At 70.7% G+C, this 16,819-nt stretch carries 14 protein-coding genes; 12 read left to right on the forward strand and 2 right to left on the reverse strand.

Annotated elements, in window-relative coordinates:
- Window positions 1-15 precede the first annotated feature (15 nt).
- The 6 genes from KOL93_RS02270 to KOL93_RS16295 all read left to right on the forward strand — a co-directional run bounded on the left by KOL93_RS02270 (window position 16) and on the right by KOL93_RS16295 (window position 9,221).
- Window positions 16-915, forward strand: coding sequence for a cell division protein FtsQ (locus KOL93_RS02270; RefSeq protein WP_221583670.1), 900 nt, complete (start codon window positions 16-18; stop codon window positions 913-915).
- On the forward strand, window positions 915-2,612 hold the full coding sequence (locus KOL93_RS02275; RefSeq protein ID WP_221583671.1) for an ABC transporter ATP-binding protein: 1,698 nt from the start codon (window positions 915-917) through the stop codon (window positions 2,610-2,612). Before KOL93_RS02270 ends, KOL93_RS02275 begins: the two co-directional genes overlap by 1 nt.
- Complete coding sequence (locus KOL93_RS02280; RefSeq protein ID WP_221583672.1) at window positions 2,609-3,442, forward strand: energy-coupling factor transporter transmembrane component T family protein; 834 nt, start codon at window positions 2,609-2,611, stop codon at window positions 3,440-3,442. Before KOL93_RS02275 ends, KOL93_RS02280 begins: the two co-directional genes overlap by 4 nt.
- A gap of 153 nt (window positions 3,443-3,595) precedes the next feature.
- Window positions 3,596-3,805: a hypothetical protein gene (locus KOL93_RS02285; RefSeq protein ID WP_221583673.1), complete on the forward strand. Its 210-nt coding sequence runs from the start codon at window positions 3,596-3,598 to the stop codon at window positions 3,803-3,805.
- Window positions 3,806-3,827: 22 nt separating this feature from the next.
- The gene (locus KOL93_RS02290; protein WP_221583674.1) at window positions 3,828-4,052 is read left to right on the forward strand and encodes a hypothetical protein; all 225 of its coding nucleotides are present in this window, start codon (window positions 3,828-3,830) and stop codon (window positions 4,050-4,052) included.
- A gap of 465 nt (window positions 4,053-4,517) precedes the next feature.
- The gene (locus KOL93_RS16295) at window positions 4,518-9,221 is read left to right on the forward strand and encodes a rhamnogalacturonan lyase family protein (RefSeq protein WP_221583675.1); all 4,704 of its coding nucleotides are present in this window, start codon (window positions 4,518-4,520) and stop codon (window positions 9,219-9,221) included.
- A 51-nt stretch (window positions 9,222-9,272) separates the two neighbouring features.
- On the opposite strand, the gene KOL93_RS02300 is transcribed toward KOL93_RS16295, so the two are convergent.
- Window positions 9,273-9,917, reverse strand: coding sequence for an alpha/beta hydrolase (locus tag KOL93_RS02300; protein ID WP_221583676.1), 645 nt, complete (start codon window positions 9,915-9,917; stop codon window positions 9,273-9,275).
- A 103-nt stretch (window positions 9,918-10,020) separates the two neighbouring features.
- Here KOL93_RS02300 and KOL93_RS02305 point away from each other — a divergent pair, with 103 nt between their 5' ends.
- From KOL93_RS02305 to KOL93_RS02320, 4 genes are all read left to right on the forward strand, one after another.
- A complete protein-coding gene (locus KOL93_RS02305) occupies window positions 10,021-10,314 on the forward strand; it encodes a metal-sensitive transcriptional regulator (protein ID WP_221583677.1) in 294 nt (97 codons plus the stop codon).
- A 14-nt stretch (window positions 10,315-10,328) separates the two neighbouring features.
- Window positions 10,329-10,556, forward strand: coding sequence for a heavy-metal-associated domain-containing protein (locus tag KOL93_RS02310; RefSeq protein WP_221583678.1), 228 nt, complete (start codon window positions 10,329-10,331; stop codon window positions 10,554-10,556).
- 154 nt (window positions 10,557-10,710) lie between these two features.
- The gene (locus tag KOL93_RS02315; protein WP_221583679.1) at window positions 10,711-12,906 is read left to right on the forward strand and encodes a heavy metal translocating P-type ATPase; all 2,196 of its coding nucleotides are present in this window, start codon (window positions 10,711-10,713) and stop codon (window positions 12,904-12,906) included.
- A 442-nt stretch (window positions 12,907-13,348) separates the two neighbouring features.
- Window positions 13,349-13,972: an NUDIX hydrolase family protein gene (locus KOL93_RS02320; RefSeq protein ID WP_221583680.1), complete on the forward strand. Its 624-nt coding sequence runs from the start codon at window positions 13,349-13,351 to the stop codon at window positions 13,970-13,972.
- 209 nt (window positions 13,973-14,181) lie between these two features.
- Here KOL93_RS02320 and KOL93_RS02325 read toward each other — a convergent pair whose 3' ends face one another.
- Window positions 14,182-14,565 (reverse strand): DUF898 family protein, encoded by a 384-nt coding sequence (locus KOL93_RS02325; protein WP_221583681.1) that lies wholly within the window; start codon window positions 14,563-14,565, stop codon window positions 14,182-14,184.
- A 293-nt stretch (window positions 14,566-14,858) separates the two neighbouring features.
- On the opposite strand from KOL93_RS02325, the gene KOL93_RS02330 reads away from it, so the two are divergent.
- Together KOL93_RS02330 and KOL93_RS02335 are read left to right on the forward strand one after the other, a co-directional pair.
- Window positions 14,859-16,085 (forward strand): sensor histidine kinase, encoded by a 1,227-nt coding sequence (locus KOL93_RS02330; protein WP_221583682.1) that lies wholly within the window; start codon window positions 14,859-14,861, stop codon window positions 16,083-16,085.
- A complete protein-coding gene (locus tag KOL93_RS02335; protein WP_221583683.1) occupies window positions 16,073-16,732 on the forward strand; it encodes a response regulator in 660 nt (219 codons plus the stop codon). The genes KOL93_RS02330 and KOL93_RS02335 overlap by 13 nt, the downstream gene beginning before the upstream one ends.
- Window positions 16,733-16,819 lie beyond the last annotated feature (87 nt).

Consider the following 16,819-nt stretch of genomic DNA (forward strand, 5'->3'; position numbering starts at 1 on the left):
GAAAAGGACTCCGCGATGTCTCTTCCCCAGACCGATGTCCGCCGCGGCGAGCTGCGCGGCGGCGCCGGCCCCACGACCTCCACGCCGCAGAACCTCATGGTGTTCGTGCTCTCCATGGCGCTGTTCGGGCTGTCGAACATCATCCTCGAGGTGATCCCCGACATCACGATCGGGCCCGTCGACTTCTCCGTCAGCTATTTCGTGTTCGTGCCGATCACGCTCGCCGCGCTCGTGAGCCCCTTCTGGGTCGCGCTCGGCGCCCCGCTCGGCGAGATCGTCTTCACCGACCTCCTCATGGGCGACTTCTCCGGCCTCGCCGAGGTCGAGGGCTTCATCCAGATGTTCCTCGCGATCTACATCGCCGGATCCGTCATCCGCAACCCGCTCAGCAGGCCGCAGGTGATCCTCGGCTCGCTTCTCATCGTCGGCATCGACAAGCTCCTCTCGGCGGCCGTCGATCTCGCGAAGGTGTGGATCGGCGTCGAGGACGCGGAGTACGTCCAGGGGCTGCCCGAGTCGGTCCTCCTGCTCGAGGGCATCGGGTTCGGCGTCGACATCCTCATGTCGGGCATCCTGTTCGGCGCGATCCCCGCGATCTGGCTCGTCCCCGCCCTCTATCGCCGCATCGAGCCGATGCTCGGCCTGCAGCCGCGCGAACCGGGCAGGCGGATCCCCGGATCCGTCCCGCGCGCCGGCTGGTTCGTCGTCGTCGCGATCCTGGCCGGCATCGGATCCTTCTTCTTCGCGTTCCTCGAGGCGTGGGACCTCGAGGTCGGATCCGTCGGGGGCGACTTCCGCGAGCAGTTCGGCGACGGCTTCCTCTGGGTGGGCGTCGGCGCCGTGGTGATCGTCCTCGTCATCGCGAGCATCCTGTTCGCCGTGTGGCGCTCGCGCCGCGATGCACGGGGCGAGTGATGTCCGATCCCGTCATCGAGGTGCGCGACCTCAGCTTCCGGTACCCGGGTGCCGCGCGCGACTGCCTGCGCAACGTCGACCTCACGATCGAGCGCGGCGACTTCGTCGCGATCGTGGGCGGCAACGGATCCGGCAAGACCACGCTCTGCAAGACGTTCAACGGCCTCGTGCCGCACTACTGGTCGGGCGAGTTCGCCGGCTCGGTGCGCGTCGCGGGGGAGGACACCTGGGGATCCTCGGTCGCACGCCTGTCATGGACGGTCGGCTACGTCTACCAGGACTTTCAGAACCAGCTCGTGCGGCCGACCGTGCGCGACGAGGTCGCGTTCGGCCCGATCAACTTCGGGTTCGACGACCATGCCGAACGCACGGAGGAGGCGCTCGCCGCGGTCGGCATCGCGCACCTCGCCGATCGCTTCGTCTGGCAGCTCTCGGGCGGCCAGGCGCACCGGGTCGCGCTCGCCTCCGTTCTCGCGATGCGTCCCGAGGTGATCGTGGTCGACGAGCCCGTCGCCGAGCTCGATCCGGCGGCGGCTCACGAGGTCTACGAGCAGCTCACCGCGCTGAATCGCGCGCGCGGCATCACCGTCATCACGATCGAGCACCACGCCGAGTTCATCGCCCAGTACGCGCGCTCGGTCGTGCTGATGAGCGACGGAGCGCCCGTCTGGCACCTGCCGGCGGGAGAGGCGCTCGAGCGCGCAGGCGAGCTCGCCGATCACGGGATCCCTGCCCCGCAGATCGTCGACGCGCTGCGCGCCGCGGGCGTCGGCGGCGTCGCGCGCTCCGTCGGCGAGGCGGCAGAGCGGATCCGCTCCGCGCGCGCCATCGGATCGGCACGGCTCGCCGGCGGCGTCGCCCCCGTCATCGAACGGGCGACCGTCGTCGAGGCGCGCGGCGTCTGCCACGGCTTCCGCAGCGTGTCGGGAGAGGTGCAGCCGGTCATCGACGACCTCGATGTGGCGCTGCGCGAGGGTGATCGCGTCGCGATCATCGGCGGCAACGGATCCGGCAAGACGACCCTCATGCGTCTGCTGGCGGGGATCCACGTGCCGCGATCGGGGGACGTGCTGCTCGACGGATCCAGCACCCGCGCTTCGCGCGCTGGCCGACTCGCCGAGAAGGCGGCATACCTGTATCAGCAGCCGGAGCGGATGTTCCTCAAGGAGTCGGTGCGGGCCGACGCGGAGCTGTTTCCGCGCAGCCGACGGGACCCCGAGACGACCGCCGTCGTCGACCGGATCCTCGAGCGGGTGCGTCTGACGGAGTTCGCCGATCGCGACGGACGCACCCTCTCGGGCGGCCAGCAGCGACGCGCGACCCTGGCGATCGGCCTCGCGATGCGGCCCTCGCTCCTGCTGCTCGACGAGCCGACGGCGAGCCTCGACGTCGCGAGTCGCGACGACGTCATCGACATGCTCGCAGACCTGGACGACACGATCTCCTGCGCCGTCATCGCGACCCATGACATGCACCTCGTCGCCGAATGGGCGACGCGCGTCATCGCCCTCGAGGCGGGTCGCATCGTCGCCGACACGACACCGCGCACGCTCTTCGCCGATGACGAGCTGCTCGACCGCGCGCGGCTCGTCCCGCCGCAGGTCGTGCAGCTCGGACGCGCGCTCGACATGGATCCCGTGCCCCTGACCGTCGCCGAGTTCGCGGCCGCGCTGACGTGCACGGAGGTGCCGGTATGACGGTTGCACGGAAGCAGCGAGATGTGCTGAGCGTCGAATGGATCAAGCTGGAGCTCATCCGCACCGCCTACTCCACCCGCGGCGGACTCTTCGCGGCCATGGATCCGCGCGCCGTGCTCGGCTGGTACGTGATGCTTGCGCTCGCTCCCTGGTTCACGCACAATCTCACGACCATCGCCTGCCTGTTCCTGCTCGGCGTCGTATCGGTCGCCGTCGCACGCGTGGGCCCTCTCGTCCTCGGCCTGTTCGTCATCGGGCTCGGCTTCGAGCTCGTGTATCTCGTGCTCGCCGCGACGCTGTTCGGCGGCGACTTCACGACCTTCGTCGCGCTCACCGAGGTGACGATGAAGATCGGCGTCGTGTCGCTCGCGAGTCTCGCCGCGTTCGTCTCACTGGATCCCGAGAAGCTCTCCGACGCGCTCCTCGCCCTGCGCTGCCCGCCATCGATCGCGTTCGCGGTGTCGTACGGCTACCGCATGATGCCGATCCTCGTCGAGGAGTTCTCGACCGTGATGGAGGGCTATCGGCTGCGTCAGGCTCCGCCCGCGAAGGCCGGATTCCTCGGCTGGCGGCACATCGCGCACTGGGCGACGCTCGCCGTCCGAGCGTTCTATCCGATCTTCCTCAACACGGCGAAGTCGGTGCGCACGACCGTCGAAGCGCTCGAGGCGCGGGGCTTCACCTTCGCGACGATCGATGGCCGGGGGCGGCGCATCCGCATCGGCGGACTGCACTACGGGTGGCTCGACCTCGGCGTCGTGCTCGCGACCGCCGCGCTCATCGTCGGCTGCTTCGCGGTCGGCGCGCAGTGGCCGCTGTACCGGGGGTGAGGTGGGGCGCCCGCTGCTCTGAGACACGGGGGAATCGCTGAGGCACGGACGAGTCGGCTCGATATCGCGATTCTCGGCGATATCCCCGTGTCTCAGTGCACGAACGGTGCCGCCCCCTCGCCCCGCTCCGGGCCCCCTCATACCGTGGGAAGCATGGGCGGCGAGGCGAACGGACCCCGCAGGCGCGGGCTGGGGCTGGCGCTCGGCATCGCGCTCGCCGCGGTGGTCGCGCTCATCCTCGACAGCTGGGCGTTCTTCGTGCTGGCGGCGGTATTCGCGGCAGCAGTCGCCTACGTGTTCGCCTCGCTCGCGCGGGACGAGGGCGACGACGAGGATCCGTCGCGCGACGGAGGCGCCCCGTAGCGCCGGCTCATAGCGTGGGGGCATGAGCGACGAGCAGAGCGGATCCCGCGAGCCCAACTGGGGCATCGGGGTCGCGCTCGGCATGGGTTTCGGCGTCTCTCTCTCGATCGCGCTTGACAGCTGGGCCTACCTCGCGATCGGCATGGGGCTCATGGTCGCGTTCGCGTACGCGTTCGCGACACCGCAGGAGCCCGAGGACACGGAGGATCCCGAATCGCCGGATTCGCCCGCACCCGGCGCGCGCTGACCGCGCCGCGTGTTCTGAGGCAAGGGGAAAGCGCCGAGAATTGCACTTCCGGCCCGAATCGTCCGTGTCTCGGCTCTTTCGCCGTGTCTCAGAACATCTGGGCGTGCCGAAGGGCGAGCGGAGCGGTGCCGTCGTCGAGGGGCGCTGGCATCGGGTCTGGCGGTGAAGGATCCGCGGCTCGGGTCCGCGTGGGCTGAGCAGACCGCGGTTCGACGGATGGCGGATCGTTCGACGCGGATCCAAGGGGACTGCGCACCTCGACGACGGCGCCGCGGAGCGGGCGTCGCCGACCCCGCCAGCGCCCGCAGATACCGGTTCCCGGCTTGACGTGGCTTGAAACGTCTCAGTAGGTTCGGGACAGCGCTTTCCAGTGCGCGGGCGGGGTGCCCGCGTCGCGGTCTGCGTGCCCGGAGACGGGCGGCACTCCGGTGACGATGCCGGAGCGCGACGATCAGAGAGGATCGGATGAACAGCGCATCCCCCCGCGGTGCATCTCCTGGAGCAACCAGGCGGCGCCGGACGATACGGGTCATCAGCGCGGTCACGGCGACCGCGTTCGCGGCGACCGGGTTCGCCGTCACGGGAACGGCGGCCGTCGCCGCGCCCGTCCCCGCACAGGCCGCCGCAGACGCGGCCCCCGAGACCCTGCGCTTCGACTTCGGTCCCGGCGCCGTCGCCGACGGGTTCACCGGCGTCACCGCCGATACGACGTACACGTCCGAGCGAGGCTACGGATTCATCGAGGGCGGATCCGTGACCGGCACCGATCGCGGGGGCGACGACTCCCTGCGGGCCGACTTCGTCACGCCGACGGAGGCGAGCTTCGCGGTCGACCTCGAGAACGTCGACTACACCGTCTCTCTCATCGCGGGCGACCTGGGCGGACCCACGAACATCGCCATCACGAGCGAGTTCATGCAGAAGGTCCAGGCGACGGATCGCGCGACGGGCGAGTTCCTCGAGATGAGCTACGACATCGCGCTCGTCGACGGGCAGATGACCTTCTCGTTCACGGGCGAGACGCCCAACATTGCCGCCATCGAGATCACGCCCCACCCTGCACGCGACGCGGCGGCGACGCCGACGGCGTACCTCACGGGCGACTCCACGATGCAGACCTACGACCCGTACTGGGAGCCGCAGGCCGGCTGGGGCCAGGTCTTCGACCAGTTCCTCACCGACGACGTCGCGGTCGACAACCAGTCGATCGGCGGGCGCAGCTCGCGCTCGTTCGTCGAGCAGGGGCGCCTCGACGAGGTGCTCCGCAGCGTGCACCCCGGCGACTACGTCTTCACGCAGTTCGGGCACAATGATGCGACGGCGTCGGTGCCGGAGCGCTACACGAGCCCGGAGGACTTCCGCGACTACCTCAGGATCTACGCCGAGGGCACGCTGCAGCGCGGCGGGACGCCCGTGCTCGTGACGCCGGTCAGCCGCCTCGACTACGACGCCGACGCGGGCGTCTTCAACGAGAGCTTCCCCGAGTACGTGCAGGCGACGAAGGACGTCGCCGCCGAGCTCGACGTGCCGCTCGTCGACCTGTCGGCGTCGAGTCGCGCCTTCCTCGACGAGGTCGGCTACGAGGACGCGCACTCCGTGTTCCTCCACGTCCCGGCGGGCGTCTACCCGAACCGCCCCGACGGCACGAAGGACGACACGCACTTCCAGGAGTACGGCGCGATCCAGATGGCGCGCCTCGTCGCGCAGGACGTCGCCGGCCTCGGTCTCCCGATCTCCGACGCCGTCGAGGTCCCGACGCCCGACGCGGTTCCCGCGGCTCCCGCCGACCTCCACGTGGCCGGGCGCGCGAGCTCCACGGTCGACCTCGCGTGGAGCGAGGCAGACGGTGCGGACATCTACCGGATCTACAAGGCGGAGGAGGGCTCCGACGACTTCGCTCTCGCGGGCACCTCGACGATCCCGCAGGCGAAGGTCTCCGGTCTCGACGAGGGCGCGACGTACGACTTCCGCGTCGCCGCCGCGAACAGCCTCGGCGAGGGGGAGGCGAGCGCGACGGTGTCGGCGACGACCCGCGGCGCCGCCTACCGCTACGACTTCGGCCCGGTCGGATCGGTCGTGGCCGACGGCTATGACGAGGTCACCCGCGAGACGATCTACGACGCCGAGCGCGGCTTCGGCATCGTCGACTCGTCCGACATGATCGACCGCGACCGCGGCGCCGATCTCGACGATGTCGCCCGCGACTTCGTCGCGTTCTTCGGCGGCGAGTACGAGTTCGTCGTCGATGTGCCGAATGGCGAGTACTCGGCGGCGGCAGTGGTCGGCGACCTGCTCGGCACGGTGCGCACGAACGTCGCGATCGAGGGGCGCGACTTCGGCGGCCTCTCGGCGAGCCGCGGATCGAGCGAGACCGCGCTCGACGACATCGTCGTCGAGGACGGGCAGCTCACCTTCCGCATCTCGGGCCAGACCGGCCACATGAACGGCATCACGGTCACGCCGATCCTCGTCGCGCCCGAGTCGATCTCGGTCGACGACGTCGTGATCGACGGCGTGACGGGATCCGTGAGCCTGAGCTGGCCCGAGACACCCGAGGCGACGTCGTACCGCGTGTACCGCACGGGTCCCGACGGATCCGCGGAGCTGGTCGGCGAGACCGCCGACCTGCAGCTCGTCGACGACACCGCCCAGGCGGGATCGTCGTACTCCTATGCGGTGGCGGCCGTCACCGCTGAGGGCGAGTCGGTTCCGTCGGTGAGCGCCGACGTCGACATCATCGATCCCGACGTCGCGGTCACCGATGCCCCGACGGGCCTCGCGGTCGACGACGTGCAGAAGCGCGAGGTCGCGCTGTCGTGGGACGACACGGAAGGCGCGCTGTTCTATCTCGTCAGCCGCTCCGAGTCGGCGGACGGCGACTTCAAGGTCCTCGGTCGCACGGAGGACGCGGCGTACGTCGACTCCGATGTGCTCACGACGGTGCCGTACTTCTATCGCGTGCAGGCCGTGAACGCCGGCGGCGCCTCGGAGGCCTCCGAAGCGCTCGAGACGCCCGCCGAGACCGTGCTCGAGCGCGCCGCGGAGCGCCTCGACCGCGCGCCCGTCGCCGTCGTGCAGGACGGCGGCGTCTACGTCGGCTGGCGCATGCTCGGCGACGACGTCGACGAGGTCGCGTTCCACGTGTACCGCGACGGTGAGCAGATCACCGACGAGCCGATCACGGGCTCGACGAACTACGTCGACGAGAACGGATCCGAGGGATCCGCCTACCGCGTCTCGCGGGTTCTCGACGGCGACGAGACCTGGGCGACCGAGGAGTTCACGACGTGGGCGGGACAGTCGATCGACATCCCGCTCGACGTGCCGGAGGGCGGCTACACGCCCGACGGGCAGCCGTATGACTACTCGGCGAACGACACGACGGTCGGCGACGTCGACGGGGACGGCGAGTACGAGTACATCGTCAAGTGGGATCCCTCGAACGCGCAGGACAACTCGCGCTCGGGCTACACGGGCAACGTGTACCTCGACGCGTACGAGCTCGACGGCACACAGCTGTGGCGCATCGACCTGGGGCGCAACATCCGGGCCGGCGCGCACTACTCGCAGCCGATGGTCGCCGACTTCGACAGCGACGGCCGCGCGGAGCTCATCGTCAAGACGGCTGACGGAACGGTCGATGGTGAGGGCGCCGTGATCGGCGACGCCGACGCGGACTGGCGCAACTCGAGCGGCTATGTGCTGCAGGGCCCCGAGTACCTGACGGTGTTCGATGGCCAGACGGGCGGCGCGGTCGACACGATCGACTACGTGCCCGAGCGCGGCGACGTCGGATCCTGGGGGGACGGCTACGGCAACCGCGTCGACCGCTTCCTCGCGTCCGTCGCGTACCTCGACGGCGAGAAGCCCAGCGCCGTCTTCGCTCGCGGCTATTACACGCGCGCCGTGCTCGCGGCGTTCGACTTCGACGGCGAGAGCCTCACGCAGCGCTGGGTGTTCGACTCGTCGGAGCCCGGCAACGGCGACTACTACGGCCAGGGCAACCACAACATGAACGTCGCGGACGTCGACGGCGATCAGAAGGATGAGCTGATCTACGGATCCGCCGTGATCGACGACGACGGCACGGGCCTGTACTCGACGGGCCTCGGCCACGGCGATGCCCTCCACGTGAGCGACTTCCTGCCGTCGCGCCCCGGTCTCGAGATCTTCGCGGCGCAGGAGGACATGGGGGCGTCGGGAAACCGCGGGGCGACGTTCCGCGACGCCGCGACGGGCGAGATCCTGTGGGACATCCCCGCCGAGGTCGACACCGGCCGCGCGGCCATGGCCGACATCGATCCGCGCCATGTGGGCGCCGAGGGCTGGGCCGTGGGCGGCGACGCCGCATGGAACTCGCCGGTCGGTCAGCTCAAGAGCGCGGGCGGCGAGCTCATCGCCGAGAGCATCCCCGCCGCGAACTTCGTCGCGAAGTGGGACGGCGATCTGCTCAGCGAGATCGTCGACCACGACTTCGACGAAGAACGCGGATCCGGTGCTCCCGTGGTCTCGAAGTGGGACTACGAGAACGCCCAGGAGGTGCCGATCTTCCAGCCCGAGGGGGTGCGCACGAACAACAGCACCAAGGGGAACCCCGCGCTGCAGGCCGACCTGTTCGGCGACTGGCGCGAGGAGCTCGTGTACCGCACGGACGACTCGTCGGCGCTGCGCATCTTCACCACGGTCGACGAGACCGAGCACCGTCTGCGCACGCTGATGTCCGACTCGACCTACCGTATGGCGGTCGCGACGCAGCTGTCGGCGTACAACCAGCCCCCGCACACCGGGTACTTCCTCGGTGAGGGCATGGAGCAGCCGGCCGCGCCGTCGCTGGCGTACACGAGCGATGCCCCCGCGGCGGAGCCCGTGGAGACCGATCCGGCGGAGGACTCGCCGGTCGAGGTCGAGGTCGGCACGCGCACGGTGGGCCACCAGCTCAAGCTCGTGGTCAGCGCGACGAACGCCGGCGACGACGTCGTTCGGGTCGACGTCTCGACCGAGTTCGGCGACAAGAAGATCCAGCGCCTGAAGGCGGGTGGCACGCGCTCGGTCTCGCTCCACACGCACGCGGGGGAGATCGAGGCCGGATCCGTGGAGATCACGGTGACCGATGGGCACGGCGACGTGACCACGTCGACCGTCGCCTACGACGCCAGCAGCGCGGAGTAGCGGCGCACGACGACGGCGGGCGGATCCTCACACGGGGATCCGCCCGCTTCGTCATGGGCGCGGCGCCAGCCGCTTCTTCAGGAACACATTGAGGTCGTCGATCTCCTGCGGCGCGACGGCGTGGGCGAGGCCGGGGTAGATGCGCCCCACGAGCTCGGTGTGCACGGGGAGCCAGTCGGTCGTGTGGACGATCGCGGCCTCGGGGATGACCTCGTCGGCTGAGCCCCGCCCCCAGAACACGGGCGGCTTCGTCTCCTTGAGGACGTCGTCGCCCTCGAGCGACCCGCCCGCCGCGTAGCCCGAGAGGTTGACGACAGAGTCGAAGCGCTCGGGCGCGAGCCGCATCGCCTGCAGGGCCACGGCCCCGCCCTGCGAAAAGCCCACGAGCGTCACGGCGGTGCGGGTCGCGGCGTGCGCGTCGAGCCACTCGAGGAGCCGCTGCGCGCTGTCGGTGACGCGCGCCGGATCCCGGGAGTCGAGCCCCTCGATCGGGTACCAGGAGTACCCGCCCATGGGGAACGGCGGATCCAGCGGTGCGCGCACCGACGCGAACGCGAAGTCGCCCGGCAGGTGCGCGCGCAGCGCGAAGAGATCGCGCTCGTCGGATCCGTATCCGTGGAGGAAGACGATGAGCGGCTGGTCGGCGGGATCGCCGGACCAGAGCACGGCGTCGTTGTCGAGGGGCGGCGTCTGCATGTCCTCCATGATGGCGCGAACCCCCGACAAAAGAATTCTCGACACGTCGGGAATACCCCTCGGGGGTATCCTGTTGTCGCCGATGACAACCGAAGGGGCACCCATGAGCGACCACCAGCACGGCTACATCGATGGCAAGGACAAGGTGCAGGCGCGCCTGCGCCGCATCGAGGGGCAGGTGCGCGGACTCCAGCGCATGGTCGACGACGAGAAGTACTGCATCGACATCCTCACGCAGATCTCGGCGACGACCAAGGCGCTCGAGTCCGTGGCGCTCGGGCTGCTCGACGACCACCTCGCGCACTGCGTCGCCGACGCCGTCCGCGAGGGAGGACAGATCGCCGACGAGAAGATCACCGAGGCGTCCGACGCGATCGCGCGCCTCGTGCGCTCGTGAACGAGGAGAAGAAGATGCAGAAGACGTACACCGTTCAGGGCATGACCTGCCAGCACTGCGTGATGAGCGTCACCGAGGAGGTGCGCGAGATCGACGGCGTCGAGCAGGTGGACGTCGACCTCGCCTCCGGCCGCCTCGACGTGACCGCGCCGAGCCTCGACGACGCCGCCGTGAAGGCCGCCGTCGAGGAGGCCGGCTACGCCCTCGCCGCGGCGGGCGACCTGGGGATCCGCCCCGCCTGATCCGGCACCCCGCCCGCACCGTGTCCCAGGACACGCCGTCTCCGCCGCGGAATGACGGCGTGTCCCGGGACACGGCGGGTGGGGATCACGAGCGGCGGCGACGCCCCGTCGAGGGGCGACCATGCCGGCACCTGCAGACAGAGGGAAACGCGATATGAGCACCACCGAGCTCGAGCTCGACATCACGGGCATGACGTGCGCGTCGTGCGCGAACCGCATCGAACGCAAGCTGACGAAGCTCGACGGGGTGACCGCCGAGGTCAACTACGCGACCGAGAAGGCCCACGTCTCGTTCCCCGAGGCCACGACGACGGACGACCTGATCCGCACGGTGGAGGCGGCGGGATACGGCGCACGACTGCCCGAGCCCGCCAACGACGACCGGGAGCGACACCTGCGCACCCTGCGCGTCCGACTCATCTGGTCGATCGCGCTCAGCGTGCCCGTCGTGCTGCTCGCGATGATCCCGCCGCTGCAGTTCCCGGGGTGGCAGTGGGTGTCTCTCGTCCTCGCCGTCCCGGTGGTCGTGTGGGGCGGATCCGGCTTCCACCGCGCCGCCTGGACGAACCTGCGCCACGGCGCCGCGACGATGGACACGCTCGTCTCCGTCGGCACGATCGCCGCGCTCGGCTGGAGCCTCTACGCGCTGTTCTTCGGCACGGCCGGAATGATCGGGATGACGCACGGCTGGTCGCTCCTCGCGACCCACTCCGACGGATCCGGATCCATCTACCTCGAGGCCGCGGCCGGCGTGACGACCTTCATCCTCGCGGGCCGCTACATCGAGGCGCGGTCGAAGCTGCGGGCGGGTGACGCGCTGCGCGCGCTTCTCGACCTCGGCGCGAAGGACGTCGCGGTGCGGGCCCCCGACGGATCCGAGGAGAGGATCCCCGCGGAGCGCCTGCGCGTGGGCGACGAGTTCGTCGTGCGCCCGGGGGAGCGGATCGCGACGGACGGCGTCGTGATCGAGGGCGCGAGCGCGGTCGATCAGTCGATGGTGACGGGCGAGCCCGTCCCTGCGGAGGTCGGCGAGGGCGACGCCGTGGTCGGCGGCACGATCGGCGTGAGCGGGCGGCTCGTGGTGCGTGCCACGCGCGTCGGATCCGACACGCAGCTGGCGCAGATGGCGCACCTCGTCGAGCAGGCGCAGGCGTCGAAGGCGGGCGCGCAGCGTCTGGCGGATCGCGTCGCGGGGATCTTCGTGCCCATCGTCTTCGTGCTCGCGGCGGCGACGCTCGCGACCTGGCTGCTGCTCGGACAGCCGGCCGCGTCGGCGTTCACGGCCGCCGTCGCGGTGCTCATCATCGCGTGCCCCTGCGCGCTCGGTCTCGCGACGCCGCTCGCGCTCATGATCGGCACGACCCGCGGTGCTGAGCAGGGGATCCTCATCAAGGACGCCGAGGCGCTCGAGCGGGCGCGCGAGATCGACACGATCGTGCTCGACAAGACAGGGACGGTGACGAGCGGCCGGATGAGCGTGGGCGAGATCCTCCCGGCGGAGGGCGAGGACGCCGCCGAGGTGCTGCGCATCGCGGCGGCCGTCGAGAGCGCCTCCGAGCACCCCATCGCGCGAGCGATCGTGGAGGCGGCGGGTGCGGGGATCCCCGCAGTGAGCGACTTCCGCAGCCTCGAGGGGCTCGGGGCGCAGGGCATCGTCGACGGGCGCGCCGTCGTCATCGGACGTGCGCAGCTCCTCGACCAGTGGGCGGCGTCGCTCGACGACGACCTGCGCGCGCGGTTCGACGCGGCGCAGGGCACGGGCGCGACGGTCGTCGCAGTCGCGTGGGACGGCCGGGCGCGCGGGGCGATCGCTGTGTCCGACACCATCAAGCCCACGAGCGCCGAGGCCGTGCGCGAGCTGCGTGCGCTGGGACTCGAGCCCGTGCTCGTGACCGGCGACGCCGAGGATCCGGCCCGCACGGTGGCCGCGGAGGTCGGCATCGAGCGCGTCATCGCGGGCGTGCTGCCCGCCGACAAGGTCGACGTCGTGCGGGGGCTGCAGCAGGAGGGCCGCTCCGTCGCGATGGTCGGCGACGGCGTCAACGACGCGGCCGCGCTCGCGCAGGCCGACCTGGGGATGGCCATGGGCACGGGAGCCGACGTCGCGATCGAGGCCAGCGACCTCACGCTCGTGCGCGGCGACCTGCGCGTCGCGGCCGACGCCGTGCGCCTCTCGCGGAGGACGCTCGGCATCATCCGCGGCAACCTGTTCTGGGCCTTCGCCTATAACGTCGCCGCGATCCCGCTCGCCGCGCTGGGCCTCCTCGCGCCGATGCTCGCCGGTGCCGCGATGGCCTTCAGCTCGGTGTTCGTCGTGCTGAACAGCCTCCGCCTGAAGCGCTTCCACTGACGTGCATGTCCCACAACACGCCGTCTCCCGTGGGGGATGACGGCGTGTTGTGGGACATGCCGCGGTTTCGTGTGTGTGGGGAGGCTCTCCGTGTCCCGAGACACGCCGTCTCCCGTGGGCGATGCCGGCGTGTTGTGGGACATGCCGAGGTTCCGGATCCGGGGACATGCCGGGATCCGCGTGCTCGGGCGTCCGGGATCCACTTCTGCGGGGAGGCTCTCCGTGTCCCGAGACACGCCGCTTCCCGTCGGGGATGACGGCGTGTCTCGGGACATGCACCACTCGCGTGTCCCACGACACGCCGTCATCCCGCCGGTGTGACGGCGTGTTGTGGGACACGGGGGCGGCGTGTCCGCGTGCCTCAGGCGGCGCTGCGCGGAGTTCCGGATCCGTCACCCTGCGTGTCCCTCGGATGTCACCGCCAGCGAGTACCGTGAGCGGCATGGCGGTGCGCACACCTGATCCCGATCCCGACGACCTGCCCGACGAGCCGCAGCTCCCCAGCGACCTCGGCATGAGCGGGCTCGGCGGCGTGCCCGGAGGGTCCGCCAATCCGGCCTGGCTGAGCGAGGTCGAGCTGGCCGAGGTGCGGCGCCGCCTGCCGATCCTCTACGTCGAGGCCGTGCCGGTGCGCACGGACGGCACGGGGCAGGTGACCGAGGTCGGGATCCTGCTGCGGTCGACCAGCGTCGGCGAGCTCTTGCGCACGTTCGTGTCGGGGCGCGTGCGCCACGGCGAGACCGTGCGCGACGCGCTCTACCGCCACCTCGAGAACGACCTCGGGCCCATGGCCTTCCCGCAGGTGCCGGCGCAGCCCGCGCCGTTCACCGTGGCGGAGTACTTCCCGATGCCCGGCGTCACGCCGTTCCACGACGACCGTCAGCACGCCGTCGCCCTGGCCTACGTCGTGCCCGTGACGGGCACGTGCGAGCCGCGTCAGGACGCCCTCGAAGTCACCTGGATGACACCCGAGGAGGCGTCCTCCGACGCGCTCGCCGCCGAGCTGGAGGGCGGCCGCGGCACCCTCGTCCGTCAGGCGCTCGCCAGCGTCGGCGCGCTGCGCTGACGGCACGGACGATCACCCCGGATCCGGGGTCTCGTTCCGCGCCTCGGCGCATCGGCAGGGTCTCCCGACCGTCGGCGCCGGGACGTGCAGCTCCGAGCGCGGCCGCGCCGCGCCCTGTTCCGCTGGGCGATCATCGAGATCTCGGCGGATCTGCCGGATTCCTCAGCGCGCCAGCGCATTGTCAGCGGCCCAGGGCCGGCGGGGCGCTCCTACGCGGCCGGATCGAGCTCCTGGTGCTCGACGATCCACTTCTGCAGCCGGGGGTACACCCAGAAGCCGTAGATGCCGATCGTGATGATGCACAGCAGCAGCCACTTGATCCACATGCCGAACAGGCCCCAGGCGCTGCCGGTGAACCGGAGCCGCCGCCCGTTGATGTACGTGTGCTTCGACTTCCACCGGTAGGTCATGACGACCGCCCAGGGGTAGCAGATCCCGAGGGTGAGCACGGTGATGAGGAAGCCGCCGATGCCGACGCCGAGCCAGGTGGCCGCTCCGCCGTCGAAGCCGAACGCGAGAGCCGGGAGGCGAGCGGGCACGGTCGGTATCGGCTGCTGCGCCGACGGATCCGGGCGCGGGGTGAGGTCGGTCATGCGTGCCCTTTCGACGGCGCGGGTGCCGGGAGAGCCGCTCTCGCGTGCGAGAGCGGCACGACCGGACTGTATCGGAGTCATGCGACGTCCGGGATCCCGCAGCGTTGACGATTCCCTGAGATCGGGAGGGCGGAGCCTCCGTCCGCGGCTCGTGACCGCCGCCTGCGCGCCTCGCACGGCGGGACCCGTTCGTCGCCGGTGCGACGCACCTCGCCCGCATCGGGACGCGGGCGAGGTGGCGAATACACCTTCGGGAGGACGCGCCGGGTGCGGACATCTTCTAGCGTGTGAAGGTGCCCCGCTCGACCTTTCGCCGCATCGGGAAGATCCGCCTCGCGATCGACATCGTCTTCGCGGTCGTCTTCTTCGCCTTCGCGAGCGTCATCGGCGCCTTCGACGTCGAGTTCGCGCCGCTCGTCCCGCTCATCGCGGCGTTCATGTCGGCCGCCCTCGCGGTCCGGCGCCTGAACCCCGCCCTGTCGCTCGCGATCGCGTGGGTCGGCGCGATCGTGCAGATGCTGTTCGGGGCGCCGCCGCTCGCGTCCAACATCGCGATCTTCGGCGTGCTGTACGTCACGGCGGCGTACGGCTCGCGGCTCGTGATGTGGATCGGCCTCGCCTCCGCGGGCGTCGGGGCGCTGACGATCGCGCTGTATCTGCTCGCGATCGAGTGGCTGTTCACCGATCAGGAGCTGTGGCGCACGATCCTCATGCTCATGCCGATCTTCGGCATGGCGCTGTTCGGGCTCGCGCTGTCGTGGACGGCGGGCGCCCTCGTCCGTGCACTGCGCCGCGCGCGAGAGAACCGCGAGGCGCAGTCGACCGCGGAGGCCGAGGCGCGGGCCGAGCACGAGCGCGTGCGCATCGCGCGCGACATGCACGACGTCGTCGCCCATTCGCTCGCCGTGATCGTCGCGCAGGCCGATGGCGCGCGATACGCGGCGGCGGCGGATCCGTCGGTCGCGACCGGGTCGCTCGAGACGATCGGCCAGACGGCGCGCGCCGCGCTGTCCGACGTGCGCATGCTGCTCGCTCAGCTGCGCCACCGCGAGGCCGAGGGGCCGCAGCCGACGATCGCCGACATCGATCCGCTGCTCGCGCAGGTGCGCCAGGCGGGCGTCGACCTCGTTGTCGACATCGACCCGGCGCCGCAGGGAGACGTGCCCGCGGCCGTGCAGCTGGCCGTGTATCGGATCCTGCAGGAGGCCCTCACGAACGCGCTGCGGCATGGCGACGGCGGTGCCGTCGACGTCGCGCTCGCGTGGCATCCGGGGTCCGTCGACGTGATGATCCGCAACCCCGCCGCCGCGCGCCGCGAGCCGGAGCACGCGGGACACGGCATCATCGGAATGCGCGAACGCGCGCAGCTCGTGGGCGGGTCCCTCGATGTCGAGCGCCGCGCGGCAGCCTTCGTCGTGCAGGCGCGCATCCCGTGGGCGGTCCCGCGCCGGGAGGACGGGATCCCCGATCGGCCTGCCGCCGACGAACGGGGCGAACAGCGGGGAGGATGGCCTTCGTGACCGAGACACCGGTGCGCGTCGCGCTCGTCGACGACCAGGAGCTGTTCCGCGCGGGCGTGCGCATGCTCATCGATTCCCAGCCTGATCTGCAGGTCGTCGGCGAAGCGGGAAACGGACGCGAGGCGATCGGGCTGGCGGAGAGGGTGCGCCCCGATATCGTCCTCATGGACATCCGCATGCCCGTGATGGACGGGCTCGAGGCGACGGCCGAGATCCTGCGGCGCGATGATCCGCCGCGTGTCGTGATGCTCACCACGTTCGATCTCGACGAGGCGGCCGCCCGCGCGATCCGGGGCGGCGCCAGCGGGTTCCTCCTGAAGGACGCCCAGCCCGAGTTCCTCCTCGCCGCCGTGCGCGGCGTGCACGCCGGATCCTCTGTGATCGCCGCGGGCGCGACGCGCGAGCTGTTCGCGCGATTCGCGAAGGAGACGCGACCGGTTCCAGCCGACTTCGAGCGCCTCACGGAGCGCGAGCGCGAGATCTTCGCTCTCGCCGTGCGGGGGCTCAACAACTCGGAGATCGCCGCGCGGGAGTTCCTCAGCGAGGCGACTGTGAAGACCCACGTCAGCCGGATCCTCGCGAAGCTCGGCATGCGCGACCGCGTGCAGCTCGTCGTCTTCGCCTACGATCACGGCCTCGCGGGCTGAGGTCATCTGCCTCAACACAATGCAGTCGTTTCGGTGTCGAAATGCGGTGTAGACCGGTTTCCGGGGCCGCGGTCGGCTGGATTGACT

The organism is Microbacterium salitolerans (assembly GCF_019720895.1).
Lineage (GTDB): Bacteria > Actinomycetota > Actinomycetes > Actinomycetales > Microbacteriaceae > Microbacterium.